26 protein-coding genes are annotated in these 25,862 nt (G+C 73.2%); 11 read left to right on the top strand and 15 right to left on the bottom strand.

Annotation, left to right across the window (positions count from 1 at the left end; genetic code table 11):
- Positions 1 to 27: 27 nt before the first annotated feature.
- The 8 genes from V5O49_RS15970 to V5O49_RS15935 are packed head-to-tail and all read right to left on the bottom strand — an operon-like array spanning position 28 to position 6,707.
- Positions 28 to 909 (bottom strand): ABC transporter ATP-binding protein, encoded by an 882-nt coding sequence (locus tag V5O49_RS15970; protein ID WP_332903099.1) that lies wholly within the window; start codon positions 907 to 909, stop codon positions 28 to 30.
- Positions 906 to 1,955 carry a FecCD family ABC transporter permease gene (locus V5O49_RS15965; protein ID WP_332903098.1) on the bottom strand — a complete coding sequence of 350 codons (1,050 nt, stop codon included), beginning with the start codon at positions 1,953 to 1,955 and terminating at the stop codon, positions 906 to 908. The genes V5O49_RS15970 and V5O49_RS15965 overlap by 4 nt, the downstream gene beginning before the upstream one ends.
- A 1-nt stretch (position 1,956) precedes the next feature.
- Positions 1,957 to 2,994, bottom strand: a complete 1,038-nt coding sequence (locus V5O49_RS15960; RefSeq protein WP_332903097.1) for a FecCD family ABC transporter permease — start codon at positions 2,992 to 2,994, stop codon at positions 1,957 to 1,959.
- Complete coding sequence (locus V5O49_RS15955; protein ID WP_332903096.1) at positions 2,994 to 3,539, bottom strand: DedA family protein; 546 nt, start codon at positions 3,537 to 3,539, stop codon at positions 2,994 to 2,996. The genes V5O49_RS15960 and V5O49_RS15955 overlap by 1 nt, the downstream gene beginning before the upstream one ends.
- Before the next feature lie 33 nt (positions 3,540 to 3,572).
- The gene (locus V5O49_RS15950) at positions 3,573 to 3,983 is read right to left on the bottom strand and encodes a Fur family transcriptional regulator (protein WP_332903095.1); all 411 of its coding nucleotides are present in this window, start codon (positions 3,981 to 3,983) and stop codon (positions 3,573 to 3,575) included.
- On the bottom strand, positions 3,980 to 4,909 hold the full coding sequence (locus V5O49_RS15945; protein WP_278234795.1) for a metal ABC transporter permease: 930 nt from the start codon (positions 4,907 to 4,909) through the stop codon (positions 3,980 to 3,982). Before V5O49_RS15945 ends, V5O49_RS15950 begins: the two co-directional genes overlap by 4 nt.
- A complete protein-coding gene (locus V5O49_RS15940; protein ID WP_332903094.1) occupies positions 4,906 to 5,712 on the bottom strand; it encodes a metal ABC transporter ATP-binding protein in 807 nt (268 codons plus the stop codon). Before V5O49_RS15940 ends, V5O49_RS15945 begins: the two co-directional genes overlap by 4 nt.
- Positions 5,709 to 6,707 carry a metal ABC transporter substrate-binding protein gene (locus tag V5O49_RS15935; RefSeq protein WP_332903093.1) on the bottom strand — a complete coding sequence of 333 codons (999 nt, stop codon included), beginning with the start codon at positions 6,705 to 6,707 and terminating at the stop codon, positions 5,709 to 5,711. Before V5O49_RS15935 ends, V5O49_RS15940 begins: the two co-directional genes overlap by 4 nt.
- Positions 6,708 to 6,943: 236 nt before the next feature.
- On the opposite strand from V5O49_RS15935, the gene V5O49_RS15930 reads away from it, so the two are divergent.
- Positions 6,944 to 8,338 carry a glycine--tRNA ligase gene (locus V5O49_RS15930; RefSeq protein WP_332903092.1) on the top strand — a complete coding sequence of 465 codons (1,395 nt, stop codon included), beginning with the start codon at positions 6,944 to 6,946 and terminating at the stop codon, positions 8,336 to 8,338.
- Positions 8,339 to 8,447: 109 nt separating this feature from the next.
- On the opposite strand, the gene V5O49_RS15925 is transcribed toward V5O49_RS15930, so the two are convergent.
- Entirely contained in the window at positions 8,448 to 8,591 is a 144-nt protein-coding gene (locus V5O49_RS15925; RefSeq protein WP_278234791.1) for a hypothetical protein, read from the bottom strand.
- Positions 8,592 to 8,707: 116 nt separating this feature from the next.
- Positions 8,708 to 8,863 carry a hypothetical protein gene (locus tag V5O49_RS15920; protein WP_278234790.1) on the bottom strand — a complete coding sequence of 52 codons (156 nt, stop codon included), beginning with the start codon at positions 8,861 to 8,863 and terminating at the stop codon, positions 8,708 to 8,710.
- 130 nt (positions 8,864 to 8,993) lie between these two features.
- Here V5O49_RS15920 and dusB point away from each other — a divergent pair, with 130 nt between their 5' ends.
- Positions 8,994 to 10,244 carry a tRNA dihydrouridine synthase DusB gene (dusB, locus tag V5O49_RS15915; RefSeq protein WP_332903091.1) on the top strand — a complete coding sequence of 417 codons (1,251 nt, stop codon included), beginning with the start codon at positions 8,994 to 8,996 and terminating at the stop codon, positions 10,242 to 10,244.
- An 81-nt stretch (positions 10,245 to 10,325) separates the two neighbouring features.
- On the opposite strand, the gene V5O49_RS15910 is transcribed toward dusB, so the two are convergent.
- The 5 genes from V5O49_RS15910 to V5O49_RS15890 form a co-directional block, all read right to left on the bottom strand.
- The gene (locus tag V5O49_RS15910) at positions 10,326 to 11,558 is read right to left on the bottom strand and encodes a Dyp-type peroxidase (protein ID WP_332903090.1); all 1,233 of its coding nucleotides are present in this window, start codon (positions 11,556 to 11,558) and stop codon (positions 10,326 to 10,328) included.
- Positions 11,558 to 12,094, bottom strand: coding sequence for a copper chaperone PCu(A)C (locus V5O49_RS15905; RefSeq protein ID WP_332903089.1), 537 nt, complete (start codon positions 12,092 to 12,094; stop codon positions 11,558 to 11,560). The genes V5O49_RS15910 and V5O49_RS15905 overlap by 1 nt, the downstream gene beginning before the upstream one ends.
- Positions 12,095 to 12,201: 107 nt before the next feature.
- Entirely contained in the window at positions 12,202 to 12,825 is a 624-nt protein-coding gene (locus V5O49_RS15900) for a hypothetical protein (RefSeq protein WP_332903088.1), read from the bottom strand.
- Positions 12,826 to 12,952: 127 nt separating this feature from the next.
- Positions 12,953 to 14,731, bottom strand: a complete 1,779-nt coding sequence (locus V5O49_RS15895; RefSeq protein WP_332903087.1) for a glycoside hydrolase family 13 protein — start codon at positions 14,729 to 14,731, stop codon at positions 12,953 to 12,955.
- A 160-nt stretch (positions 14,732 to 14,891) separates the two neighbouring features.
- Positions 14,892 to 15,914, bottom strand: a complete 1,023-nt coding sequence (locus V5O49_RS15890) for a LacI family DNA-binding transcriptional regulator (protein ID WP_278234784.1) — start codon at positions 15,912 to 15,914, stop codon at positions 14,892 to 14,894.
- Positions 15,915 to 16,113: 199 nt separating this feature from the next.
- On the opposite strand from V5O49_RS15890, the gene V5O49_RS15885 reads away from it, so the two are divergent.
- From V5O49_RS15885 to V5O49_RS15845, 9 genes are all read left to right on the top strand, one after another.
- The gene (locus V5O49_RS15885; protein WP_332903086.1) at positions 16,114 to 17,370 is read left to right on the top strand and encodes a sugar ABC transporter substrate-binding protein; all 1,257 of its coding nucleotides are present in this window, start codon (positions 16,114 to 16,116) and stop codon (positions 17,368 to 17,370) included.
- A 68-nt stretch (positions 17,371 to 17,438) separates the two neighbouring features.
- Positions 17,439 to 19,082: an ABC transporter permease subunit gene (locus tag V5O49_RS15880; protein ID WP_332903085.1), complete on the top strand. Its 1,644-nt coding sequence runs from the start codon at positions 17,439 to 17,441 to the stop codon at positions 19,080 to 19,082.
- Position 19,083: 1 nt separating this feature from the next.
- A complete protein-coding gene (locus V5O49_RS15875; RefSeq protein ID WP_278234781.1) occupies positions 19,084 to 19,989 on the top strand; it encodes a sugar ABC transporter permease in 906 nt (301 codons plus the stop codon).
- A gap of 55 nt (positions 19,990 to 20,044) precedes the next feature.
- Entirely contained in the window at positions 20,045 to 20,608 is a 564-nt protein-coding gene (locus V5O49_RS15870; protein WP_332903084.1) for a hypothetical protein, read from the top strand.
- Between the two features lie 54 nt (positions 20,609 to 20,662).
- The gene (locus V5O49_RS15865) at positions 20,663 to 22,549 is read left to right on the top strand and encodes a glycoside hydrolase family 13 protein (RefSeq protein ID WP_332903083.1); all 1,887 of its coding nucleotides are present in this window, start codon (positions 20,663 to 20,665) and stop codon (positions 22,547 to 22,549) included.
- 138 nt (positions 22,550 to 22,687) lie between these two features.
- On the top strand, positions 22,688 to 23,200 hold the full coding sequence (locus V5O49_RS15860; RefSeq protein ID WP_332903082.1) for a mycothiol transferase: 513 nt from the start codon (positions 22,688 to 22,690) through the stop codon (positions 23,198 to 23,200).
- Positions 23,201 to 23,209: 9 nt separating this feature from the next.
- Positions 23,210 to 23,962 carry a metallophosphoesterase family protein gene (locus tag V5O49_RS15855; RefSeq protein WP_332903081.1) on the top strand — a complete coding sequence of 251 codons (753 nt, stop codon included), beginning with the start codon at positions 23,210 to 23,212 and terminating at the stop codon, positions 23,960 to 23,962.
- A gap of 80 nt (positions 23,963 to 24,042) precedes the next feature.
- On the top strand, positions 24,043 to 24,477 hold the full coding sequence (locus tag V5O49_RS15850; RefSeq protein WP_332903080.1) for a DoxX family protein: 435 nt from the start codon (positions 24,043 to 24,045) through the stop codon (positions 24,475 to 24,477).
- Positions 24,478 to 24,490: 13 nt separating this feature from the next.
- Positions 24,491 to 25,825, top strand: coding sequence for a deoxyguanosinetriphosphate triphosphohydrolase (locus V5O49_RS15845; protein WP_405001198.1), 1,335 nt, complete (start codon positions 24,491 to 24,493; stop codon positions 25,823 to 25,825).
- The last annotated feature ends 37 nt before the right edge of the window (positions 25,826 to 25,862 follow it).

Raw genomic sequence — 25,862 nt, 5'->3', positions numbered from 1 at the left:
TCACCGGGCCGCGCCCAGCGGCACTCCTCAGCGACCGTGCTCGGCCGACCCGTCCGGGGCGAGGGAGCCGTCGGCGCGGCGGTGCCGGCCCACGGGCACGATCATCGGCGTGCCCGCGACCGGGTCCGGGACGACCTTCGCGTCGAGGCCGAAGGCGTCGAGCACCGTGCGGGCGTCGAGGACCTCGGCCGGAGACCCCTCGGCCACCACCCGGCCGGCGCTCATCACCACGAGATGGTCGGCGTAGCGGGCGGCGAGGTTCAGCTCGTGCAGCACCATCACCACGGTCGTGCCGCGCTCGGCGTTGAGGTCGGTCAGCAGGTCGAGCAGCTCGACCTGGTGGGCGACGTCGAGGAACGTCGTCGGCTCGTCGAGCAGCACGACGTCGGTCTCCTGGGCGAGCACCATGGCGACCCAGACCCGCTGCCGCTGGCCGCCGGACAGCTCGGCGACGGGCCGGTCGGCGAGGTCGGCGACCCCGGTGGCCTCCAGCGACCGCAGCACCACGGCGTCGTCGTCGCTGGAGTGGCGCCCGAACCAGCCCTGGTGCGGGTAGCGGCCCCGCCCGACGAGCTCCGCGACCCGGACGCCGTCGGGCGCGACCGACGTCTGCGGCAGCACGCCGACGGACCGGGCCAGCTCCTTGCGGGGCATCGAGGTGACGTCCCGGTCGCCCAGCGTCACGCGCCCGGTCTCCAGGGGGTGCAGGCGGGCCAGCCCGCGCAGCAGCGTGGACTTGCCGCAGGCGTTCGGGCCGACGACGGCGGTCACCTTCCCGGCGGGCAGCGTCAGGTCGAGACCGTCGATGACCCGGTGGCCGTCGTAGCCGATCGAGACGCCGTGCGCGACCAGCGCCCCGGCGGCGGTCGGCGCCGGGCGGACGTCGGGGCGGTGCGGGATGTCGATCATGCGCGAGTTCTCTTCTCGTGGGTGGCCAGCAGCCACAGCAGGTACGGGGCGCCGACCAGCCCGGTGACGATGCCGGTCGGGGCGGCCACGCCGAGCAGGCCGTTCTCCGCGACGATGTCGGCGGCGAGCACCAGGGTGGCGCCCGTGGCGACGGACACGGACAGGGCGGGACCGCCGTCGTCGAGGAGGCGTCGGGCGATGGCGGGGGCGACGAGCGCGACGAACGCCAGGGGGCCGACGACGGAGGTCGCCAGCGCGACGAGCCCGACCGCGGCGAGCAGCGAGCCGATCCGGGCCGCGTCGGTCGGCACGCCGAGTCCGCGGGCGTGGTCGTCGCCGAGTGCCAGGGGCGCCTGCCACCGGGAGATCAGCGCGACGACCAGCGCCAGGGCGGCGAGGCCCAGGCCGAGCACGACGAGGGGGGTACCGCGCACGTCCGCCACGCTGCCCACGGTCCACACCAGGGCCGACGCGGCGTCGCGCTGGTCGGCGCTCGCGAGCATCCAGGCCAGGACCGACGAGGCGAGGTAGGCGAAGCCCACCCCGACGAGCACGAACCGGATGGAGTGCAGTCCCTGGCGCCAGGCGAAGAACCAGATGAGCAGCGCGATGACGGCCGCGCCGCCGAACGCGCCCGCCGACACGGCAAGCCCGGTCAGGCCCAGTCCGAGCATCGCGTACACCGCGCCGACGGACGCGCCGGTGGCGATGCCGAGGATGTCGGGGCTGGCCAGCGGGTTGCGCAGCGTCGACTGGAACAGCGCGCCGGCGAGGCCGAACGCCGCGCCGGCCAGCAGCGCGGCGGCGAGCCGGGGGAGCCGGAGCCGCTGCACGATGAACAGGTCGCCGTCGTCGCCGACGCCCACGGCGGCCAGCAGCGCCCGGCCCGGCGACAGCGAGGCGGCGCCGAGCGTCAGGGCGAGGGCCGCCAGCGCGACGATCACCACCGCGAGCACGCCGAGCACGAGCGTGCGCCGACGCCGGCGGCGGGCGCGGAGCCGGACGACCGGGGAGACGGCGGGGGCGGGAGGGAGCGTCGTCGTCATCTCACACCCCCGCGACCTTCTTGCCGCGGGCGACCGCGACGAGGACGGGGGCGCCGAGCGCCGCGGCGACGACGCCGGCCTCCAGCTCGCTGTGCGGCAGGACCAGCCGGCCGATGACGTCGGCGCCGAGCAGCATCACCGGTCCGAGCAGCGCCGACAGCGTGATCACCCAGCGGTAGTCGGTGCCGACCAGGCGACGGGCGGCGTGCGGGACGGCGAGGCCGACCAGGGCGATGGGTCCGGCCAGGGAGGTGGCGGCCCCGGCGAGCAGCACGATCGTCAGGCCGGCCACGGTCCGGGTGACGCCGACGCGCTGGCCGAGCCCGCGGGCGATGTCGTCGCCGAGGGCGAGCATGTTGAGCCGGTGCGCGAGGCCGGCGGCCAGGACGACGCCGACGGCGAGGAACGGCAGCACCACCAGGAGCGTCTCGGTGCCGCGTCCCGTGAGGGACCCGACGGCCCAGAACCGGTAGAGGTTGAAAGCCTGCTGGTCGCGCAGCAGCACCAGCGTGATGAGCGGGGTGATGAGCGCGGTGACGGTCGCCCCGACGAGGGCGAGCTTGACCGGCTGCCCGGCACCGATGGAGAAGACCAGCGCGGCCGCCCCCGCGGCGCCCAGGAAGGCGAACCAGACGAACTGCGACGGTGCGGTGAGGCCGAGCAGCCAGACGGCGCAGACGACGGCGAAGGAGGCCCCGGAGTTCAGGCCGAGCAGTCCCGGGTCGGCGATGGGGTTGCGGGTGACGCCCTGGATGACGGCGCCGGCGACACCGAGGGCGAGCCCGGCGGCGATGCCGACCAGGGCGCGGGGCACCCGCTGGCCGGCGATCACCTGGTGGTCGACGTTCCCCGCCACGGGGTCGGTGAGCGCCTGCCACACGACGGGCAGGGACACGTCCCGCACGCCGAGCACCAGGCTCAGGAGCACCACGAGCGCCAGCGCCACGAGGGCGAGCACGCACGCCAGGACCCGGCGTCGGGCGCGTCGGGCGACCTGCTCGGCCCCGGAGACCGGGACCGCGGCGGGGGCGGAGAGCATCAGACCTCCTCCGGCTGCGGCTGGGGGTCCTCGTCGCGGGCGCGACGGCGGGACAGCAGCCGCGCGGTCGTGGCGAGGCCGAGCACGACCAGGGCCGCCAGCACGGCGGGCTGGTGCAGGAACAGCAGGATGGCGCCCCAGACGACCGCGGTGCCGACGGTCGTCCAGATCGCCGCCCAGATCAGGCACCCGAAGGTCAGGGCGACCAGGTAGCGGGCGAACGGCATGCGGAGGTAGCCCGCGGCGAGGTTGACGACGGTCTGCACCCCGACGGTCAGGAAGGAGAAGGTCACCGCCGGCGGGCCCCACCGGTGGATCTGCTCGATGACGCGGGCGGCGCGTGGCCCGGTCAGCAGCCGGGCGACCCGTGTGCCGCCCACGCCCCGGGCGACGCCGCGGCCCAGCCAGTACGTCGCCTGGGCGCGGGCCATGACGATGCCGAAGGCCGCGACGTAGACGATCCAGTACGGGAAGCCCTCGAGGGTGAACACGCCGTGCCGCTCGGCGTCCGAGGACGCGGCGGCGAGCAGCGAGGCGGTGAGCATGGCCCCATTCTGCCCGAGGAAGGTATGCCTGACCTAACTCGACTTCGTCACGTTCGCGCGGCACTGGGCGCAGGTGCCCCAGAGCTCGATCGTGTGCTCGATGTCGGAGAAGCCGTGGGACGCCCCGACCTCGGCTGCCCAGGCCTCGACCGTGGGGCCGTCGATCTCCACCGCGCGCCCGCAGGAGCGGCACACCAGGTGGTGGTGGTGCTCGGCGCGTGCGCAGCGCCGGTAGAGCGCCTCGCCGTCGTCCGTGCGCAGCACGTCCACGTCCCCGCCGTCGGCCAGGGCCTGCAGGGTGCGGTACACGGTGGCGAGCCCGACGGTGTCGCCGCGGTCGCGCAGCAGCTCGTGGAGCTGCTGCGCGCTGCGGAACTCGTCGCTGGCGTCCAGGACCTCGGCGACGGCGGCCCGCTGCTTGGTCATGCGCAGCGGCTGGTTCATGGTGTGCAGTCTGCGTCCGCGGGTGCCCGGGGGGCAACCTGGACGTCGTCGGGGATGTCCGGGTGCGGGTCGCCGGCGGGGCGGCGGCGCGCGAGGAGCGGGTGCAGCCCCGCCACGACGGCGTAGACGCCGATGGCGAGCACCACGATGAGGGCGCCGGGGGAGAGCGGGTACCAGTAGCTGATGCTCAGGCCGGTCACGCACACCACGACCCCGACCACGGAGCCCACGCCCATGGTGCGGCGGAACGAGTGCGTCACGAGCTGGCCGATCGCGACCGGCACGATCATCAGGGCGGAGACGAGCAGCAGGCCGACCACCCGCATCGCGACCGTGACGGTCAGCGCCGCGAGAACCGCCACGGCCATGTTGAGCGCCCACACCGGCAGGCCGGACGAGACGGCGAACTCCTCGTCGTGGCTCACCGAGAACAGCGCCGGACGCAGCCCGACGCCGACGGCGAGGATCACCAGGCACAGCACCACGGTGAGGATCAGGTCGGTGGTGGTGACCGTCGAGATCGACCCGAACAGGTAGGCCATGAGGCTGCCCGACGAGCCGCCGGCGACGGTGATGATGAGGACGCCGCCGGCGATGCCCCCGTAGAACATGATGGCCAGGGCGAGGTCGCCCGAGGTGCGCCCGCGCCGCCGGACCACCTCGATGAGGACGGAGCCGACGACGGCGGCCACCACCGCGCCGGGGATGGCGAGCACGTCGTTGGGGACCAGGCCCATGGCCGAGCCGACGAGCCAGCCGAGGGCCACGCCGGTCAGCGCGACGTGGCCGATGCCGTCGCCGAGCAGGGCGAGACGACGCTGGACGAGGTAGGTGCCGACCACCGGGGCGGCAGCGCCGACGAGCAGGGCGGCCAGCAGCGCGCGCTGCATGAGGGGGTCGGTGAGCATGGACGCGATCTCGCTCATGGGCGGGCCTCCTGCTCGCCGGTCAGCAGCGGGCCGTCGGAGAGCCCGACGTCGTGGGCGCCGACGACCGGTACCTCGGAGGTGTGGGGGTGGACGTGCTCGTGCTCGCGCGACCCGTGCTCGGCGTGCGGGCGCGGAGGAGCGCCGTCGTGCACGACCTGTCCGTGCCGCAGGACGACGGCGCGGCTGATGAGGCCGGCGAGCTCGCCGAGCTCGTGCAGCACGACGAGGACCGTCAGGCCGTCGTCGACCAGGCGGGCCATGGTGGCGGCGAACGCCTCCTGGCTGGGCCGGTCCACGCCGGCGACCGGCTCGTCCAGGACCAGCAGCTCCGGCTTGCGGACCAGTGCGCGGGCGATGAGGACCCGTTGCTGCTGGCCGCCGGAGAGCTGGCCGGTGGCCTGGCCGGCGCGGTCGGCCAGGCCGACCTGCTCCAGCGCCTCGCGTGCCAGGCGGCGCCATCCGCGCGGCAGGGCGAGGCGGCGGCCGTGCAGGAGCCCGGAGGCGACGACCTCGGCCGCGGTCGACGGGACGCCGGCGGCCGCGCTCACGCGCTGCGGCACGTAGCCCACGCGCTGCCAGGGCACGTCGTCGCCGAGCCGGTGGCCCAGCAGGTCCACCTCGCCGCGGGTCGGCTCCAGCACGCCGACGACGGTCCGCACCAGGGTGGACTTGCCCGACCCGTTGGCGCCGAGCAGCGCGACGACCTCGCCGTGGTCCACGCGCAGGTCGACCCCGCGCAGCACGTGGCTGGCGCCCAGGTGGACGTGGAGGTCGCGGACGTCGATGGCCGGAGCCGTCATGCGCACCCCAGGCCGTCGGTGATCGTCACGAGGTTCTCGTCCATGACAGCAACGTAGTCCGCTCCGGCGTCGAGGTCCTCCGTGGACAGGCCCTCGAGCGGGTCGAGCACGGCGGTGGCGACGCCGAGGTCGTCGGCGAGGGTCTCGGCGACCTTCGGGCTGGTGAGGGTCTCGGTGAAGATCGTCTGCACGTCGTTCTCCTCGACGACCTCGCCGATCTCACGCAGACGGGCGGGGGAGGGCTCGGCCTCCGGGTCGATCGCCGCGATGCCGATCTGCGTCAGGCCGTAGCGCTCGGCCAGGTAGCCGAAGGCGGCGTGGCTGGTCACGAGCGTCTCGCCGGCGCAGGGCTCCAGCGCGGTGGCGAACTCGGCGTCGAGGTCGTCCAGGGTGGACTTCAGCGCCTCGGCGTTGGCCGCGTAGGTCTCGGCGTTGTCCGGGTCCGCCGCGGAGAGCTCGGTGGCGACGGCGTCGGCGACCGGCTCCAGCAGGGTGGGGTCGAGCCAGAAGTGCGGGTCGAGAGCGCCGTGGTCGTGGTCGTCCTCGCCCTCCTCGGCGTGCTCGGCGTGCTCCTCGGCCGTCTCGCCCTCGTGGCCCTCCTCGTCCATGTGCAGGACGGTCCCGGGGTTCTCCTCCAGCGTGACGACGTCCGCGGCGTCGACGACGTGCTCCGGCGAACGTGCCTCCACGCCCTCGTCCACGGCGGGCTGGAAACCCGACAGGTAGACGACGAGGGAGGCCTCGCCGAGCTCGCGCACCTGGGCGGGCGCCAGCTCGAGGTCGTGCGGGTCCGCCGCGGGGGGCGTGAGGTTGTCGACGCTGACGAGGTCGCCGCCGACCTGCTCGGCCACGTACTGCAGCGGGTAGAACGAGGCGAGGACCTGCACGCCGTCGGCGCCCGCGTCGTCGCTGCCGCCGCTGTCGGTGGCGCAGGCGGTCAGGACGAGGCTCAGGGGGAGCGCGGCGGCGAGGCCGAGCGTGGCACGACGGTTCATGAGAACGATTCTCGACCTTGTTGAGAATGAAAGTCAAAGCTGTCGGGTGCGACGTGAGTCACGCTACCGCCGGCGGGCTCCGCAGGCTGCGCGGCGCAACGCACCCGTGAGCGCCCCGGCGGGGGCGCGGCACCGACCGGTACGCTGGACCACCGGTGCCCGTCGTGGCGCCGAACCCCACCGTGAACGTACGCCCCGCCGGAGCCACCTGCGGGGTCGACACCCAGGAGTGATCCGTGGCAGCACCGTCCGCGACCGCCCAGCTCGACGCCGTCGTCTCCCTCGCCAAGCGCCGAGGATTCGTCTTCCAGTCCGGCGAGATCTACGGCGGGACCCGCTCCGCGTGGGACTACGGCCCCCTGGGCGTCGAGCTCAAGGAGAACATCAAGAAGCAGTGGTGGAAGGCCATGACGCGTCGTCCCGACGTCGTCGGGCTGGACTCGTCGGTCATCCTGCCGACGCCGGTCTGGCAGGCCTCCGGTCACCTCGGTGCCTTCACCGACCCGCTGACCGAGTGCCTGAGCTGCCACAAGCGGTTCCGCGAGGACCAGATGATCGAGGAGTTCGAGGAGCGCAAGGGCCGCGAGCCCGAGGGCGGCCTCGCCGAGATCGCCTGCCCGAACTGCGGCACCCGTGGTGAGTGGACCGAGCCGCGCGACTTCAACATGATGCTCAAGACCTACCTCGGCCCGGTCGAGGACGAGTCGGGCCGGCACTACCTGCGCCCGGAGACGGCCCAGGGGATCTTCGTGAACTTCGCCAACGTGGCTGCCGCGGCGCGGCAGAAGCCGCCGTTCGGCATCGCCCAGATCGGCAAGTCGTTCCGCAACGAGATCACGCCGGGCAACTTCATCTTCCGCACGCGCGAGTTCGAGCAGATGGAGATGGAGTTCTTCGTCGAGCCGGGCAGCGACGCCGAGTGGCACCAGTACTGGATCGACACCCGCATGGCCTGGTACACGGGCCTGGGCATCGACCCGGAGAACCTGCGCCTGTACGAGCACCCGCAGGAGAAGCTCTCGCACTACTCCACCCGCACGGTGGACATCGAGTACCGCTTCGGCTTCACCGGGTCCGAGTGGGGCGAGCTCGAGGGCATCGCCAACCGCACCGACTTCGACCTGTCGACGCACGCCGAGCACTCCGGCAAGGATCTGCAGTACCGCGACCCGGTGACCAACGAGAAGTACTTCCCGTACGTCATCGAGCCGGCCGCCGGCCTGACCCGGTCCCTCATGGCGTTCCTCGTTGAGGCCTACGCCGAGGACGAGGCGCCCAACACCAAGGGCGGTGTCGACAAGCGCACCGTGCTGCGTCTGGACAAGCGCCTGGCCCCGGTCAAGGCCGCCGTCCTGCCGCTGTCCAAGAGCTCCGAGCTGCTGCCCACGGCCGAGAAGCTCGCCGCGGACCTGCGGCAGTACTGGAACGTCGACCACGACGTCACCCAGGCCATCGGCAAGCGGTACCGCCGCCAGGACGAGATCGGCACGCCGTACTGCGTCACCGTCGACTTCGACACCCTGGACGACCAGGCGGTGACCATCCGCGACCGCGACACGATGAGCCAGGAGCGCGTCTCCCTGGACAAGGTCGCCGGCTACCTCGCGGAGAAGATGCCCGGGGTCTCCTGACCCGCATCGCTGCGCCGACGCACGAACGGGGGCCGTCCTTGTCAGGACGGCCCCCGTTCCTTATGTCCCGCGTCAGCGGGTCCGGCGACGTCGCCGGGTGCTCAGGACGTCATTTCGCTCGTCTCACCAGGGCCAGGACCAGGCTGACGACCAGCACGGCGACACCGACCCAGAGCAGGAACTCTGCGATGCCGGTGAGCCCGAGGACGAGCAGCACGACACCGATGATGATGAGAATGAGCCAGAGGGGCACGTTGACCTCCTTCGTTGAGGGCGGCAGGTCCTGCCGCGCATCAGGTGACCTTGTCACGAAGCGGGACGGACCGCATGTTCGGGGCGGAGGGGACGGGTGTCCGCGCCGCCCGGCCGTCATCCGACCTTGCGGTTCCCCTTGCCGACGACCACGAGCACGACGCCCACCACCATGGCGATGACGCCGGCCCAGACGAAGAACTGGCCGAGGCCGACCAGGCCGAGGACGAGCGAGACGAGCCCGGCGATGATGAGGATGAGCCAGAGTGCCATGCGTTTCCTTTCGTTCGGGAGGTCGCGCCACCATGTCAGCGGGGATCGGTCGGTGCGACCCGAGAGCGCCGGATGGTGACGGGCGCCACGTCGTCGGCGTCACAGCGCGCGGTGCGGTCCCGATGGGACAATGGCGGGCGTGACTTCCACGCTCGACCCCACCCGCACGACGCCGCAGCCCGCGCCCGCCCCGGACGCGCCGGCGTCGGACGCCCGTGTGCTCCCGCCGCTGCAGATCGGGCCGATCACCGTGGACACCCCGGTGGTCCTGGCCCCCATGGCGGGCGTGACCAACCGAGCCTTCCGCACGCTGTGCCGGCAGGCCGGTCAGTCGACCGGGTTCGACCCGGGCCTGTACGTCGCGGAGATGGTGACTTCGCGCGCCCTGGTGGAGCGCAACTCCGAGGCGCTGCGCATCGTCACCTTCGGCGAGGACGAGACGCCGCGCTCGGCGCAGGTCTACGGCGTCGACCCGGCGACCGTCGGCGAGGCCGTGCGGATCATCGCCGGCGAGGACCGCGCCGACCACATCGACCTGAACTTCGGCTGCCCGGTGCCCAAGGTGACGCGCAAGGGCGGCGGCGCGGCGGTGCCGTGGAAGCGTGAGCTGTTCACCGGCATCGTGCGCGCCGCCGTGGACGCCGCCGAGCCGTACGGCCTGCCGGTGACCGTCAAGATGCGCAAGGGCATCGACGACGACCACCTGACCTACCTCGAGGCCGGCCGGACGGCCGAGTCGCTCGGCGCCGCCGCCGTCGCGCTGCACGCGCGCACCGCCGCGCAGCACTACTCCGGCACCGCTGACTGGACCGCCGTCGCGCGGCTCAAGGAGGAGGTGCGCAGCATCCCCGTGCTCGGCAACGGCGACGTCTGGGCCGCCGAGGACGCCGTGCGCATGGTGCGCGAGACCGGCGCGGACGGCGTCGTCGTCGGCCGGGGCTGCCAGGGCCGCCCGTGGCTGTTCGCCGACCTCGCCGCCGCGTTCCACGGCTCCGACCTGCGGGTCCGGCCGGGTCTGCGGGAGGTCGCGGACACGATCTACCGCCACGGCGAGCTGATGATCGCCTACTACGACGGCGACGAGGACAAGGGCATGCGCGACCTGCGCAAGCACATGGCCTGGTACCTCAAGGGGTACCCCGTCGGGGGAGACGCCCGTCGCGGGCTGGCGATGATCTCCACCCTCGCCGAGCTGCGCGAGCGGCTGGACGGCCTCGACCTGTCGTTGCCCTACCCGGGCGAGGAGGCCGAGGGGCCGCGTGGCCGCGCCGGCAGCCCGAAGAAGCCGCACCTGCCCTACGGCTGGCTGGACTCGCGCGAGCTCGACGCGGAGTTCGAGGCGAAGCTGCGCGAGGCCGAGCTCAGCGTCTCCGGCGGTTGACCGACCGCCCCTCTTTCGTTGTGGGCATGAAATCTGCAGGTCTGGACCGGTCCAGACCTGCAGATTTCATGCCCACAACGGCTACGAGAGCAGGGTGTCGCCGACGAACCCGCCCGGCTCGCACCCCGGCGGGATCGCGAACACGGACGACCCGATCGGCGTCGTCCACCGGTTCAGCATGTCGAGCTCGGCGAGCCTGCGCTGCATGGGCGTGAACTGCTCGTCCACGTCGGCCTGGAAGCACGCGAAGATCAGCCCCGCGTCCGACACGTGGTCCCCGCTCGGGGCGTCGTCGTAGTTGTAGCCGCGCCGGAAGATCCGGTCGTGGCGACCCTCGTCGACTCCGCGGGCCCGCCGCAGGTGCGAGAACTCCGGGATCACGGAGAAGCCCGCGTCGGTCCGCGCGGCGAAGTCGGGCTCGTCGTGCTCCCGGGTCCCGGTCAGCGGGGCGCCGGTGGCCTGGGTGCGGCCCACCGACTGCTCCCGTCCGGCCCGACCGACCGTGTCCCACTCGTCGAGGTCCATGTGGATGCGGCGCACGACGGCGCTCGTGCCGCCGGCCATCCAGCCCTCGGTGACCCACACGACCTCGTCGAAGTCGGCCGTGCCCGGCACCGGGTTGGCGGTGCCGTCCACCTGGCCGAACAGGTTCCGCATCGTCGTGCCGGGGGCGACCGACCCGTGGGCGCGGCGGAACCCGCGCTGCGTCCAGCGCACGTCGGCGAACCCGCGGGCGTCCTTGAGCAGCATCCGCGTCGCGTGGGACACGGTGAGCTGGTCGTCCGCGGCCACCTGCAGCAGCAGGTCACCGTCGCTGAAGCCGGGTTCGAGCCGGTCGATCTCGAACGCGGGCAGGGGGTGGAGCCACGACGGCGCGGCACCCCGGGCCCGCTCGACGAACCGGGGGCCGAACCCGAAGGTGACCGTCAGTCGGGCGGGGGTGACGGCGAGCTCGGGCTCGGTGTCCGCCAGCGCCGCTTCGCCCTGGGTCAGCCGGGCGGCGTCGTCGGACAGGATCCGCATGAGGCGAGCCAGCGCCTCGCGGTCGACCTCTTCGTGCAGGTCCAGGGCGACGAACGTGGCGTACGCCTGAGCGTCGGTGGTGACGCCGGCCTGGTGGACGCCGTGGAACGGGACCGTCTCGGTGCCGTGCAGCGGCACGGGGGCATCCTGCGCCGCTGCTCCGGGCCGGTCCAGGACGTGCTCGGCGCCGAGCGCGGCGACCGCGCCGACACCGGCGGCAGCACCTCCGAGGAGGAACTGCCGCCGGGTCGACCCGGACCGGCCGCGGGCGCCCTCGTCGGACGCCGCCATCAGGAGTCCTCGTGCTCCGTGTCGGAGTCGCCGTAGCTCTCCTCGGCTCCGGTGAAGTCCTTGACCGTCGCGGTGAGCTCGGTCGTCGAGTCGTCGGCGAAGGTCAGGGTGAACGTGAGCTCGTCGCCGGCCTGGATCGGATCCGTCAGGTCCATGAGCATGAGGTGGTGCCCGCCGGGCTCCAGAATCAGCGTGTCCCCGGCGGGGACGACGAAGCCGCCCTCGACCTCGGTCATGGACATCTCGCCGGAGGAGTCGGCGGCGGTCTCGTGCAGCTCGGTCATCGCCGCGGCCTCGGTGGCGGCCGCCACGATGGTCAGCTCGTCCTCGCCGTCGTTGGTGATGGTGCCGAAGCCGGCAGTCATGCCCTCGTCGGCGGCCTTGACCCAGGCGTCCTGGATCGACACCGCGTCGGCGGCCGTCGTGTCGGGCGCGGCCGCCTCGGCCGAGGCCTCGTCGGTGGAACAGCCCGCCAGGCCGAGGGAGCCGGCGGCGAGCAGCAGGGCGAGCGTGGTGGTGGTGCGTCGGGTGGTCACAGGTGTGCCTCTCAGGTCTCTGGCGTCGGCGCGCCGCGCGGCACCGCACGTCGTGTGCGGGCGCGGCGCGTCCGGGGTCCGTCGCGGGGACGGACCCGGGGAAGGGTTCAGAGCGCGGAGAGGGCGGGGGGCCCGCGACGCTGCAGGGGACGCAGCTCGGGGCGGGGCAGGCTCGACGTGCGGCGCCGGGCCGGTACGAGGGTCCGGACGGCGGGGGCCTCGAACCCCACGGCCGCCACGTCGACCCAGCGGGGTGCGAGCCGTGCCGCGACCGTCGTGGCGGCCCGTCGCAGCCGGAGCAGGAACAGCTCGCCCCGGAAGAGCAGGGCGACCGTCGCGGCGGCGGCGGCGACGTGCCAGACCCACATCCGGGCGTCGGCCTGGATCAGGTCGACGGTGGTCGCCGACGGCGTGAAGGGAGCGAGCACGGCGTGCCCGGTGTGCGGTCCGGACGGGAAGGCCGCCTCGGTCGGGGTGCCGAGCACGAACAGCGTGTGGAAGAGCACCTGGCCGACGACGACGGAGGTGATCGTCCGCCAGCGCGCGACCCGGCGGCCCGCCAGCAGCGTGGACAGCCACAGGGAGAGTGCCCAGGGAGCCGCGACCCCGAGCCAGCCGGGCACGGAGCCGCCGCCGGCGACGTGCGACGCCAGCGCGACGCCGGTGGTCAGGGTCGCCACCAGGGTGCCGCGCAGCACGCGGACCTGGCGCGACGACCCGGTGGTACTCATCGCGGTCGAGCCTAGTCCAGTCGGGGAGGTCCACTGGTCGGCAGTTCGGGCTCGGGTCGGCACTTCGAAGTGCCGACCCGAGCCCGAACTGCCGACGTGACGACTCCTCGGGGCGTGACGACTCGACTCAGGCGCGCAGCCACACGGTGGTGTCGGCGGGCAGCTCGCCGTCCACCGGGCCCGAGGCCAGCAGCGCGGTCGCGCCGTCGGGCAGCGCCACCGGTGCGGTGCCGAGGTTGGCCAGCACGACGACGTCGCCGTTGCGGAACGCGACGACGTCGGTCGAGTCCTCGAACGCCGCCAGCCAGGTCAGGCTGCCGTGCCCGAGGCCCTCGGCGCGCCGGGTCGCCAGGGCGGACCGGTACAGCTCGAAGGTCGAGCCCTCGACGCCGTACTGGACGTCCGCCGCGTAGCGCGCGTAGGAGTCGGGCTGGGGCAGCCAGGGCTCGCCGGACGGGCCGAAACCGAAGCCCTCGGCGTCGGCCGCCCAGGGCAGGGGCACGCGGCAGCCGTCGCGGCCGGCCTCGGCGCCCTCGGTGCGGAAGTGTGCCGGGTCCTGGCGCACGTCGTTCGGCATCGTGGTGTGCTCGGGCAGGCCGAGCTCCTCGCCCTGGTAGAGGTACGCCGAGCCGGGCAGGCCGAGCATGAGCAGCGTGGCCGCGCGGCCGCGGCGCAGCCCCAGCTCCTCGTCGGGCTGCGGGTCGGTGGCGAAGACGCCGTTCGGCCGCACCCCGACGTCGGGCAGGCCGAGCCGCGTGACGTGGCGGACGACGTCGTGGTTGGACAGCACCCAGGTGGTGGGTGCGCCGACCTCGTCGTTGGCCTCGTACGACGCCGCGACGACGCGACGCAGCGCGGCGGCGTCCCAGCCGGTGGTGAGGAACGAGAAGTTGAACGCCTGGTGCATCTCGTCCGGGCGCACGTACCGTGCCAGGCGGGACAGCGGCTCCACCCAGGCCTCGGCGACCAGGCAGCGGTCGCCGTCGTACTCGGCGAGCACGTCGTGCCAGGTGCGGTAGATCTCGTGCACGCCGTCCTGGTCGAACATCGGGCCCTGGTTGCCGGCGCCGGTCGAGCCGTCCTCCGGGGCACCGGGGTCGGCCTCGTCGGAGGTGCCGCCGTCGACCATCGACACGTGCCCGTGCCAGTCGGGCAGCCCGTCGGCCTTGACCAGGCCGTGGGCGACGTCGACGCGGAAGCCGTCGACACCCTTGTCCAGCCAGAACCGCAGCACGTCGGTGAACTCCGTGCGCACCTCGGGGTGGTCCCAGTCGAGGTCGGGCTGGGTGGAGTCGAACAGGTGCAGGTACCACTGCGGGCTGGGCTCGTCGTAGGCATCACCGTCGGCCGTGCTCGAGGCCTCGAGCCGGGTCCAGGCGGGCCCGCCGAAGATGGACTGCCAGTTGTTCGGCGGCTCGTCACCGCCCGGGCCGCGGCCGTCGCGGAAGATGTACCGCGCGCGCTCGGGGGATCCCGGCGCGGCGGCGAGGGCCGCCTGGAACCAGGCGTGCTGGTCGGAGGTGTGGTTCGGCACGAGGTCGACGACGACGCGCATGCCGCGCGCGTGGGCGCCGGCGAGCATCGCGTCGAAGTCGGCGAGGGTGCCGAACAGCGGGTCGACGTCGCGGTAGTCGGCGACGTCGTACCCGGCGTCGTTCTGCGGCGAGCGGTAGAAGGGTGAGAGCCAGACGGCGTCGACGCCGAGGGTCTGCAGGTGGTCGAGGCGTGCCGTGATGCCGGGGATGTCGCCGATCCCGTCCCCGTTGCCGTCGGCGAACGAGCGCGGGTAGACCTGGTAGATGACGGCGTCCCGCCACCATTCGCGGGCGGTCTCGGACCCGACGTGGACCGTGGCGCCCGCGGCGAGGCGCTCCGGTGTCGGGGTGGTCGGCTCGGTGGTGGCCATGAGGGTCCTCAGCTGTGGTCGGTGGCGGGTACGGCGATCGAGTGTAAGCGTTGCTGCAAGTTTCTTGCTGCGCGGGCCGTCCTGGACGCGTCGGTGGCGCGTTCCAGCCTGCGTCGGGTCCGTCGCGGGGGCAACCCTCGCCGGGCGGTCTGACGGGCGGTCAGTCGCGGGGTGCGGGGCCGGTCGAGCCGCGCACGACCAGCTCGGGGGAGAACAGCAGCTCCGTGCGGGGGGCGCGGTCGCCGCCGATCTCGGTCAGCAGCGCACTGACGGCCGCGTTGGCCATGGCGTCCACCGGCTGGCGCACCGTGGTCAGCGGCGGTTCGGTGAAGGCGATGAGCGGGGCGTCGTCGTAGCCCACCACCGACACGTCCCCGGGTACGTCCAGGCCCTGGGCCCTCGCGGCGCGGACCGCGCCGAGCGCCATGATGTCCGAGCCGCAGACGACGGCGGTGTGGCCCGACGCGAACAGGTCGGCCGCGGCGGCCTGCCCGCCCTCGAGGGTGTACAGCGTGTTGATGGCGTGCGAGCGGGCGGCGGCCTCGTCGGACGCCAGACCGTGCCGGACCAGGGCCGCGGAGAACGCCGCGACCTTGCGCTGGGCGGGCACGTACCGCTCGGGTCCGATGGCGAGCCCGATGCGGCGGTGACCCAGCGTGACCAGGTGCTGGACCGCCACGTCGATGCTCTCGGCGTCGTCGGGGGAGATGAACGGGGCGTCGATGCCCGGCGCGTAGCCGTTGACGAGCACGATCGGCACGCCCTGGCCGCGCAGCAGCTCGTAGCGCGCGTGGCTGGCGCGGGTGTCCGCGTGCAGGCCGGAGATGAAGATGATGCCGTCGACCGAGTGGTCCACGAGGGTCGAGACGTACTCGTCCTCGGTGGTCCCTCCCGGGGCCTGGGTGCACAGCAGCGGCGTGTAGCCTCGCTGCGCCAGGATCGACTCCACCGCCTGGGCGAACGCCGGGAAGACGGGGTTGGTGAGCTCGGGCACCACGAGGCCGACGAGGCCGGCCGACCGGCCGGCCAGCGCCGACGGGCGCTCGTAGCCGAGCACGTCCAGGGCCGCCAGGACGGCCTGGCGGGTGGAGCTGGCGACACCGGGCTTGCCGTTGAGCACGCGCGACACCGTCGCGGTGGAGACCCCGGCCTGGTCGGCCAGGTCGCTCAGTCGGGTGCGCACGCCTGCGATCGTAAGGGACACGGGACCTCCTCGTCCTCGGGCGACCGCGGTTCGGACGCTTCCTGGATCGTCGTTTGCAGAAACGTTATTGCAAGATCTTGCAAATCGCGAACATCCTGCTCTAGATTCGTCCCCAGCAGGGCCCACCGGCGTGCATTGCCCACGGGCCACCACCCCCGAAAGAAGCTGGGAGATCCCGATGCGACGGAGCATCCTTATCGCGTCCGCCCTGGTCACCACTCTCGCCCTGTCGGCCTGCGGGTCGGCCGACGACGCCGGTGACGCCGCCGAGGACACCACCGACGAGAGCACGGCCGAGGCCACCGACGCCGGCGAGGACATGGCGACCGGCTCGCTGACCGTGTGGGTCGACGAGACGCGCGAGAGCGCCGTCGAGTCCGCCGCCGAGGCGTTCGAGACCGAGACCGGGGCCGAGGTCGAGATCGTCCTGAAGAACTTCGAGGACATCCGCTCCGACTTCATCGCCCAGGTCCCCACCGGCGAGGGCCCCGACGTCACCGTCGGCGCGCACGACTGGCTGGGCGAGCTCATCACCAACGGCGTCGTCGCCCCGGTCGAGCTCGGTGCCACCGCCGAGGAGTTCGAGGACGTCGCGGTCGAGGCCTTCACCGCCGACGGCGCCGTCTACGGCCTGCCGTACGCGATCGAGAACATCGCCCTGATCCGGAACACCGAGCTGGCCGACACCGCGCCCGCCACGTGGGACGACGCGATCTCGATGGGCGAGGACGCCGACACCAAGTACCCGTTCCTCATCCAGACCGGGACCGAGGGCGACCCGTACACGTACTACCCGTTCCAGACGTCGTTCGGCGCCCCGGTGTTCGAGCAGAACGAGGACGGCTCGTACTCCCCGGAGCTCGCCATGGGCGGCGAGGCCGGTGACGCCTACGCCCAGTGGCTCGCCGAGCAGGGCGAGGCCGGCACGCTGACCACCGACATCACCTACGACATCGCCGTCGAGGCGTTCGCCAAGGGCCAGTCGCCGTTCATCGTGGGCGGTCCGTGGATGCTCGAGCAGTTCGCCGACCTGGACCTCGCGATCGACCCGATCCCCGCCGCCGGTGACCAGGCCGCCCAGCCGTTCGTGGGCGTCCAGGGCTTCTACGTCAGCGCCCAGAGCGAGAACGCCCTGCTGGCCAACGACTTCCTCGTGAACTTCCTGTCCACGCAGGACGCCCAGACCGCGCTGTTCGAGGCCGGCGGCCGCCCGCCGGCGCTCACCGCCGCCGCCGACGCCGCGTCGTCGGACCCGATCGTGGCGGGCTTCCGCGAGGTCGGCGCCGAGGCCGTGCCGATGCCGTCCATCCCCGAGATGGGTTCGGTGTGGGCCTTCTGGGGCGTCACCGAGGCCAACATCATCTCCGGCTCGGCCGACCCGGCCGAGGCCTGGAGCAAGATGATCTCGGACATCGAGGGCGCGCTCGACTCCTGACGTCCTGACCTCTCGCGACGGGCCGTGGTGCGACCACGGCCCGTCGCGCGATCCCGGAAGGCTCCTCGATGACAGACCTGCAGCAGACCCGCACCGCCTCGGGCCAGGCGCCGGGTGACGCTCCCGCCCCGCCCGACTCCACCCGTCGACGACGCCTCGGGCGCCGCGACGAGTCACCCGCGAGCCGGTACGGCGCGGGGTTCCTCGCCAAGCTCGCCCTCATGGCCGTCGCGAACGCGTTCGGCATCTACGTCGTCTGGTCGGCGTGGCTGGCCGAGTCGTGGATCATCCTCGGCGCCATGGTCGCCATGCTCGCCGTGGCGAACTGGGTGTACTTCTCGCGCCGCACGGTGCCGCTGAAGTACGTGCTGCCCGGTCTGATCTTCCTGTTCACGTTCCAGATCTTCACCATCGGCTACACCGGCTGGGTGGCGTTCACGAACTACGGCGACGGCCACAACTCCACCAAGGACGACGCCGTCGCCGCCCTGCTCATCCAGAACGAGCGGCGCGTCGAGGGGTCGCCCGCGCTGCCCCTGACCGTCGTCGCGGACGGCGAGGAGCTCGGGTTCGCCGTCGTGCAGCCCGACGGCACGGCCACCGTCGGCGACGCCGAGGCGCCGCTGTCCGCCGTCGACGCCACCGTCGCCGAGGGCCGGATCACCGCCGTCGACGGCTGGGAGGTCCTCGACCGGGCCGAGGTGCTCGCCCGTCAGGGCGAGGTCACCGACCTGCGGGTCCCGGTCTCGGACGACCCGGGTGCCGGGTCGGTGCGCACCCAGGACGCCCGTACCGGCTACGTCTACGAGTCCACGCTCGTGTACGACGAGGCCGCGGACACGATGACGGACACCACCACCGGCACCGTCTACACGCCCAACGACGAGGGACAGTTCGAGGCCGCGGACGGCTCCACGCTCAACGTCGGCTGGCGCGTGTTCGTCGGGTTCGACAACTTCACCACCGCGTTCTCCGACTCGCGCTACTCCGGGCCGTTCCTCCAGGTCGTGGTGTGGACGTTCGTCTTCGCCTTCGCCTCGGTGGCCACGACGTTCCTGCTCGGGATGTTCCTGGCCACGGTCTTCAACACTCCGATGCGCGGGCGCAAGATCTACCGCACGCTGCTGATCCTGCCGTACGCCATCCCCGGGTTCGTCGCCCCGCTGCTGTGGTCCGGCCTGCTCAACCGCAGCTTCGGGTTCGTCAACCAGGTGCTGCTCGGAGGCGCCGCCGTCCCGTGGCTGACCGACCCGTGGCTGGCCAAGCTGTCGATCATCGGGGTCAACCTGTGGCTCGGGTTCCCCTACATGTTCCTCATCTGCACCGGTGCGCTGCAGTCGCTGCCCACCGACGTGCTCGAGGCCGCGAAGATCGACGGCGCCGGCCGGCTGCGCACCTGGCGCTCGGTCGTCATGCCGCTGCTGCTGGTCTCCACGACCCCGCTGCTCATCTCGAGCTTCGCGTTCAACTTCAACAACTTCGCCCTGATCTACATGCTCACCGGCGGCGGACCACGGTTCGAGGACGCCTCGGTGCCGCTGGGGCACACCGACATCATGATCACGATGGTCTACTCCGTGGCCGGCCTGGACGGGAACGCCCCGAAGGACTTCGGCCTGGCCAGTGCGCTGTCCATCGTCATCTTCGTGATCATCGCGACGATCTCGGCCATCGCCTTCAAGCGGACCCGCTCGCTCGAGGAGATCAACTGACATGACTGCCACCTCGACCGCCCCCGCGGTCCGCACCCCGTCGACGCCGACCCGTCGCAGGACGGCGGGCCGCTGGTTCTCCGAGCTCGGCTGGCGGCACGTCGTCGGCGTCCTGTTCGTCGTCTACGCCGCCTTCCCGATCGTGTACGTCCTGTCGGCCTCCGTGGCCGAGAGCGGCACCCTGACCGGGTCCAACCAGCTCTTCGACTCGTTCAGCACGGAGAACTACGCCCGGCTGGCCGACACGGTGTACTGGTCGTGGTTCGCCAACTCGGTGCTGATCGCCGTCGCCACCTCGATCGGCACCGTGCTCATGGGCGCCGCCGCGGCGTACGCCTTCAGCCGCTTCCGCTTCACGGGGCGTCGCGTGGGCCTGACGACGCTGCTGATCCTCCAGATGTTCCCGCAGATGCTCGCGTTCGTGGCGATCTTCCTGCTGCTCATCAGCCTCGGCGAGGTGGTTCCGGCGCTCGGCCTGAACTCCCGGGTCGCGCTCATCTGCGTGTACCTCGGCGGCGCGCTGGGCGTGAACACGTTCCTCATGTACGGGTTCTTCAACACGATCCCGCGCGAGCTGGACGAGGCGGCCAAGATCGACGGCGCCACGCACGCCCAGACGTACTGGACGATCATCCTGCGACTGGTGACCCCGATCCTCGCGGTCGTGGCGCTGCTGTCGATCATCGCCACCTTCGGCGAGTTCGTCATCGCCCGCGTGCTCCTGCAGTCGGAGGCCAACTGGACGCTCGCCGTGGGTCTCTACTCGTGGGTCTCCAGCCTGCTCGAGGCCAACTGGGGACTGTTCGCCGCCGGCGCGGTGATCTCCACGATCCCGATCCTCGTGCTGTTCCTGTTCCTGCAGAAGTACATCGTCGGCGGACTGACGGCCGGCTCCGTGAAGGGATGATGAACAGGCCCGTCGCCTGTGGCGGGCCTCACACCTGCGCCCTAGCCTGGTCGGCATGACCGAGACGCGCAGCTACAGCCCGGACCTGGGGCGGCTCACCGCCGCCGCCGACGACTCGTTCACCGTGCGCCGCGCGTACGGCGAACCGTACGAGCACGACGGCCAGCTCATCATCCCGGTGGCCCGGGTGTGGGGCGGCATCGGCACCGGCTCGGGCGGGGGAGCGGGCGCCACCTCGGGCAACGGGTCCGGGGAGGGGACCGGCTCGGGCAAGGGGTCCGGCCACCTGGCCGGATGGTCGAAGTCCTTCCACCGCGGCGCCGAGGCCACCGAGGCTGCCGACGGCGAGGGCGACGGTGACGGGTCCGACGCCGGGGACGCGTCCGGGGAGACCCGGGGCGAGGCCCACGGCGAGCTGCACGGCGAGGGCTCGGGCGAGGGCGGTGGCGGCGGTGGCGGCTACGGCCTCCACGTCAAGCCGCTCGGCGTCTACGTCGTCGGCTCCGCGGGCACACGCTGGCAGCCCGTGCTCGACCTGAACAAGGCGATCCTCGGCGGACAGGTCGTCGGGATCGCGATCGCGCTCGCCGCCGGGTGGGCGATCGGTCGCCGCCGCTGAACGAGCCGTGCGCCGGCTCCTCGGCGGCGGGCGGCCGCCGACCGAGAGGACCGCATGACGCACGCACCGCACCTGCTCGACCTGCCCCACCACGACGGCTCGGCCGTGCACGTGCCCCCGGGCACGCCGGCGCTCGGCGACGCCGTGCCCGTGCGCGTCCGCGTGCCCCGGGCCGCCGGCGTCGAGCGGGTCTGGGTGCGGTCCGTGCGCGACGGCGAGCCGCGTCTCGCCGAGGCCGTGCCCGACGGCGGCACGGACGCCGAGCAGTGGTTCACCGGCGAGGTCGTGGTCCACAACCCCGTCACCCCGTACCGGTTCCTGCTCGACGGACCCGGCGGCTACCGGTGGCTCGACGGCCGCGGCGTGCACGACCGGGACGTGTCCGACGACGGCGACTTCCGGCTGACCACGCACGCCCCGGCCCCGTCGTGGCTGGGCGACGGGCTCGTGTACCAGATCTTCCCCGACCGGTTCGCCCGGTCCGGCGCCGCGGACGGACGGCCGACGCCCGACTGGGCCGTGCCCGCCGCCTGGGACGACGAGCCGGCCGGGACCGGCGTGCTCGCCGGCACCCAGTACTACGGCGGCGACCTGGACGGCGTCGTCGAGCACCTCGACCACCTCGCCGCGCTCGGCGTCGGCACCGTCTACCTCACGCCCGTGTTCCCGGGCCGCTCCAACCACCGCTACGACGCCTCGACGTTCGCCGCGGTGGACCCGCTGCTCGGTGGCGACGACGCCTACGCCCGGCTCTCCGAGGCCGTGCACGCCCGCGGGATGCGGCTGATGGGCGACATCACCACCAACCACACCGGCGAGGGGCACGAGTGGTTCGCCGCCGCGCTCGCCGACCCCGGCTCGCCCGAGCACGGCATGTACGTGTGGGCCGACCCGGCGTCGGACAACACCGACGTGGCCACCACCGCCTCCGGGGAGGGGTACGCGAGCTGGCTCGGGTTCGGCTCCCTGCCCAAGCTCGACTGGGCCGCCCCCGAGACCTGGCACCGGATGGTGACCGGCCCCGACGCCCCGATCGGCCGGTACCTGCGCCCGCCGTTCGCGCTCGACGGGTGGCGGGTCGACGTCGCCAACATGACCGGCCGGTGGGGGAGCGAGGACCGCACGCACGCCGTCTCGCGCGAGCTGCGGGCCGCCGTCGAGCGCGAGCGCCCCGACGGCGCGTTGATCGCCGAGCACTTCCACGACGCCGGGGCCGACCTGCGCGCCGGGGGCTGGCACGCCAACATGAACTACACCGGGTTCACCCGGCCCGCCTGGTCCTGGCTGGCGACCGAGGGGTCCCCGGCCGCGGCGCACGGTCTGCCCGTGGCGGGCACCCGTCGGCCCGGCGGCGCCATGGTGGACGCGATGCGCGAGTTCGACGCCGCGGTGCCGTGGTCTGTCACGGCGGCGCAGTGGAACATGCTCGGCTCCCACGACACGCCGCGGCTGCGCACGGCCGTCGGCTCGGACGAGCTCGCCGAGGTCGCCGCCACGCTGCTGTTCACCTACCCGGGCACGCCCGTGGTCTTCGCCGGGGACGAGGTCGGCGCCACCGGCGACAACGGTGAGCACGCCCGGACCACCATGGCCTGGGACGAGGGTGCTCGCGGCGGTGGTCCCCGCTGGGACGCCGGGACGCTGGAGCGGTACCGCCGCCTGTCGGCGGTGCGGCGCGGGTCGGACGCCCTGCGCGACGGCGGCCTGCGCTGGGCGGTCGTGGCGGACGACGCGGTGGTGTTCCTGCGCGAGTCGCCGTCGGAACGCGTGCTGGTCGTGCTGGCGAGGGCGCCGTGGGCGGGTGCGGTGCTGCCGGGGCACCTGCTGGACCCGGGGACTCAGCCGGAGCGGCTGTACGGCGAGGTGGGTCTCGACGTCAGGCCGGACGGTCTGACGATCTCCGGCGACGGCCCGGCCGTCGGCGTCTTCCGCCTGCTCTGAGCCCCGTGACGGCGCCGTCGGTCAGGCATCGGGTGGCCGATGCCTGACCGGGAGGTCCGTCACGGGCCCGGTCGCGCCGGGCGGCGGTCCGGGGCACGGTGGGCAGCGGGACCACCGACCCCGACCGACGGAGGAACGATGCACGGCGTCGCGGTGCTGCAGGACCTGTACTCCCGGATCGCGCCCACGGTGCACCGCGCGGTCGACGGGCTCGGCGACGCCGCGCTCGTCGAGCGGCTCGACCCGGCGGCGAACACGATCGCGTGGCTCACGTGGCACATCGGGCGCGACCAGGACGTCCAGGTCGCCGACGTCGTCGGCCGCGACCAGGTGTACTCGCGTGGCTGGGCGGACCGGTTCGACCTGCCGTTCGGCCTGCACGACACCGGCTACGGTCACACCTCCGACGACGTCGCGAGGGTTCGCGCGCCGGGCGAGCTGCTGCTCGGTTACGTGGACGCGGTCGCCGCGGAGTCGCTCGACGTGCTCGCCGGGCTGACCGACGACGACCTGGACGAGGTGGTCGACGAGGCCTGGGACCCGCCGGTCACCCGCGGGGCGCGGCTCGTGAGCGTCGCGAACGACTCCCTGGAGCACGCGGCGCAGATCGCGTACGTCCGCGGCGTCCTCGAGCGCACCGGGCGCGCGTAGCATCGACGCGTGGCCACCGAGCAGATCGCGATCCTGTCCGACGTCCACGGCAACCTCACCGCCCTGGAGGCGGTCCTGGCGGACGTCGAGCGCCGCGGGATCACCCGGATCCTGAACCTGGGCGACGACGTGGGCAAGGGGCCGCGCGGGCGCGCCGTCGTGGACCGCACGGAGCAGGTCTGCGAGGTCAACGTCCGCGGCAACTGGGACGACTTCCTGCCGGAGATCGCCGACGACGGGCCCGACGAGATGGTCTGGTGGCGCGACGAGCTGCGCGCCGACCAGCGCGAGCTGATCCGCCGCCGGCCGCTGTGCCACGACCTGCAGCTCTCCGGGCGGCAGATCCGCCTCTTCCACGCCTCGGCGACGAGCGTGCACACGCGGGTCCACGTCGACCACACCCGCGAGGAGTTCGCCGGGATGTTCGCCACCACGGACCTCACGGGTCCGGGGCCGGAGCCCGACCTGGTCGGCTACGGCGACGTCCACGCCGCCTACCAGCGCACCCGGCGCGGGCGCACCCTCTTCAACGCCGGCAGCGTCGGCAACGCGCTCGACGAACCCTCGGCGGCCTACGTGGTCCTCGAGGGCACCCCCGGGCCGGACCGCGCCCCCTTCGGCCTGCAGGTCGTCCGCCTGTCCTACGACGTGGAGGCCGAGCTCGCCGTCGCCCGTGAGGTGGACATGCCGCAGTACGCCGCCTGGGCGCAGGAGCTGCGGACCGCCCGCTACCGAGGTCTGTCCCCAGCGGTCACGACATAGTTGTGGCTGCAACCAAGTCGTGTGTAGGGTCATCAGTTGTCGCAACAACTACCGTGCCTCGCACGACTCGAGAGGAAGCCATGACCCTCCCCACCTCCGTCCGTGACGCCCTCGTCCTCGTCGCCCGCGTGGCGTTCGGCGCCGTGTTCGTCGCCCACGGCTGGCAGAAGCTGTTCACCTACGGCATCGACGGCACCGCCGCCTCGTTCGAGCAGATGGGCGTGCCCGCCGCGGGCGCCGCCGCCTGGTTCGCCGCGCTCGTCGAGCTCCTCGGGGGTGCGGCGCTCGTCCTCGGCGCGGCCGTCCCGGTCGCCGGCGTGCTGCTGATCCTCGACATGCTCGGGGCGTTCGTCCTCGTCCACGCCGGCGCGGGGATCTTCGTGGACCAGGGCGGTTACGAGCTCGTGCTGGCGCTCGCCGCGGGCACCCTGCTGTTCGTCGCCACGGGCGCCGGGCGCCTCAGCGTCGACCACGCCCTCGCCGGCCGCCGCGCGCGGGTGGGTCAGACCGTCTGACTACGCTAGGGCCGTGCAGACGTTCTCGCAGGAGGCCTTCGACCCGGACGTGGTCGGCACCGGACCCCGTCCTGCCCCCGGCGAGGAAGGGCCGGCGTCGTACACCGACGCCGACACCGAGCGGTGGGCCGCCGAACCGCCCAAGTCCAAGGACCGCACCCCGTTCGAGCGCGACCGCGCGCGGGTGGTGCACTCCTCGGGTCTGCGGCGCCTCGGTGCCAAGACCCAGGTGCTCACCCCGGGCAGCGACGACTTCGTGCGGACCCGGCTGACGCACTCGCTCGAGGTGGCCCAGGTCGGGCGGGAGATGGGCCGGGCGCTGGGCTGCGACCCGGACCTGGTCGACACCGCCTGCCTCACGCACGACCTGGGCCACCCGCCGTTCGGGCACAACGGCGAGCGGGTGCTGGCCGAGCTCGCGGCGGAGATCGGCGGGTTCGAGGGCAACGCCCAGACCCTGCGCCTGCTGACCCGGCTCGAGCCCAAGATCCTCGACGCCGACGGCGCCCCGCGCGGCCTGAACCTCACGCGGGCCTCGCTGGACGCCTCGGTGAAGTACCCGTGGCGGCTCCACGAGGGCCCGCCCCGGCCGGACGGGTCCCGTACCGGCAAGTTCGGCGTCTACCCCGACGACGCCCCCGTCTTCGCGTGGCTGCGCCGCGGCGCACCGCAGTCCATGGTGCGCTGCATGGAGGCGCAGGTCATGGATCTCGCCGACGACATCAGCTACTCCGTGCACGACGTCGAGGACGCCGTGGTGGGCAGCCGCCTGGACCTGCAGGTGCTCGACGACGAGGCCGAGCGGGCCCGCATCGTCGAGCACGTGCGGTCCTGGTACGGCGCCTGGCACGACGCGGACGCCCTCGACGCGGCCCTGTGCCGGCTGCGCGACACCGGCTACCTCGTGACCGACTTCGACGGGTCGCGCGGTGCCCTGGCCGGGCTCAAGGACGCCACCAGCCAGCTCATCGGCCGGTTCAGCGGCGCGGCCCAGCGGGCCACCCGCGAGGTGTACGGCGAGGGGCCGCTGACCCGGTACTCGGCGCAGCTCGTCGTCCCGCCCGAGACGGCCGACGAGATCCTGGCGCTCAAGGGCGTCGCCGTCACCTACGTCATGGCGCCGCGGGAGTCCGAGCCGCTGTACGCGGCCCAGCGCGAGATCGTCGCCGACCTGGTCAAGGTGCTCGCGGACCGCGCCCCGGTGGCGCTCGAGCCCCAGTTCGCCGCGGACTGGCGGGCGGCGTCCGACGACGCCGCCCGGCTGCGCGTCGTCGTCGACCAGGTGGCCTCGCTGACCGACGTCTCGGCGATGCAGCTGCACGGCCGGCTGGTGCGCGGCGACGGCTAGCACCACACGGGCGGCCGGTGCCTCCGGCCCGCGTCGA

Source organism: Isoptericola haloaureus, from assembly GCF_036689775.1.
Lineage (GTDB): Bacteria > Actinomycetota > Actinomycetes > Actinomycetales > Cellulomonadaceae > Isoptericola > Isoptericola haloaureus.
Note: the sequence above shows the minus strand (reverse complement) of the source record. Positions and strands in the feature narration are given on the sequence as shown.

What these genes read in the sequence shown, in the direction of transcription:
- V5O49_RS15970 (WP_332903099.1), bottom strand. Translation starts at nt 909, where the DNA reads ATGATCGACATCCCGCACCGCCCCGACGTCCGCCCGGCGCCGACCGCC.
- V5O49_RS15965 (WP_332903098.1), bottom strand. Translation starts at nt 1,955, where the DNA reads ATGACGACGACGCTCCCTCCCGCCCCCGCCGTCTCCCCGGTCGTCCGG.
- V5O49_RS15960 (WP_332903097.1), bottom strand. Translation starts at nt 2,994, where the DNA reads ATGCTCTCCGCCCCCGCCGCGGTCCCGGTCTCCGGGGCCGAGCAGGTC.
- V5O49_RS15955 (WP_332903096.1), bottom strand. Translation starts at nt 3,539, where the DNA reads ATGCTCACCGCCTCGCTGCTCGCCGCCGCGTCCTCGGACGCCGAGCGG.
- V5O49_RS15950 (WP_332903095.1), bottom strand. Translation starts at nt 3,983, where the DNA reads ATGAACCAGCCGCTGCGCATGACCAAGCAGCGGGCCGCCGTCGCCGAG.
- V5O49_RS15945 (WP_278234795.1), bottom strand. Translation starts at nt 4,909, where the DNA reads ATGAGCGAGATCGCGTCCATGCTCACCGACCCCCTCATGCAGCGCGCG.
- V5O49_RS15940 (WP_332903094.1), bottom strand. Translation starts at nt 5,712, where the DNA reads ATGACGGCTCCGGCCATCGACGTCCGCGACCTCCACGTCCACCTGGGC.
- V5O49_RS15935 (WP_332903093.1), bottom strand. Translation starts at nt 6,707, where the DNA reads ATGAACCGTCGTGCCACGCTCGGCCTCGCCGCCGCGCTCCCCCTGAGC.
- V5O49_RS15920 (WP_278234790.1), bottom strand. Translation starts at nt 8,863, where the DNA reads ATGGCACTCTGGCTCATCCTCATCATCGCCGGGCTCGTCTCGCTCGTC.
- dusB (WP_332903091.1), top strand. Translation starts at nt 8,994, where the DNA reads ATGGCGGGCGTGACTTCCACGCTCGACCCCACCCGCACGACGCCGCAG.
- V5O49_RS15910 (WP_332903090.1), bottom strand. Translation starts at nt 11,558, where the DNA reads ATGGCGGCGTCCGACGAGGGCGCCCGCGGCCGGTCCGGGTCGACCCGG.
- V5O49_RS15900 (WP_332903088.1), bottom strand. Translation starts at nt 12,825, where the DNA reads ATGAGTACCACCGGGTCGTCGCGCCAGGTCCGCGTGCTGCGCGGCACC.
- V5O49_RS15895 (WP_332903087.1), bottom strand. Translation starts at nt 14,731, where the DNA reads ATGGCCACCACCGAGCCGACCACCCCGACACCGGAGCGCCTCGCCGCG.
- V5O49_RS15885 (WP_332903086.1), top strand. Translation starts at nt 16,114, where the DNA reads ATGCGACGGAGCATCCTTATCGCGTCCGCCCTGGTCACCACTCTCGCC.
- V5O49_RS15880 (WP_332903085.1), top strand. Translation starts at nt 17,439, where the DNA reads ATGACAGACCTGCAGCAGACCCGCACCGCCTCGGGCCAGGCGCCGGGT.
- V5O49_RS15875 (WP_278234781.1), top strand. Translation starts at nt 19,084, where the DNA reads ATGACTGCCACCTCGACCGCCCCCGCGGTCCGCACCCCGTCGACGCCG.
- V5O49_RS15870 (WP_332903084.1), top strand. Translation starts at nt 20,045, where the DNA reads ATGACCGAGACGCGCAGCTACAGCCCGGACCTGGGGCGGCTCACCGCC.
- V5O49_RS15865 (WP_332903083.1), top strand. Translation starts at nt 20,663, where the DNA reads ATGACGCACGCACCGCACCTGCTCGACCTGCCCCACCACGACGGCTCG.
- V5O49_RS15860 (WP_332903082.1), top strand. Translation starts at nt 22,688, where the DNA reads ATGCACGGCGTCGCGGTGCTGCAGGACCTGTACTCCCGGATCGCGCCC.
- V5O49_RS15850 (WP_332903080.1), top strand. Translation starts at nt 24,043, where the DNA reads ATGACCCTCCCCACCTCCGTCCGTGACGCCCTCGTCCTCGTCGCCCGC.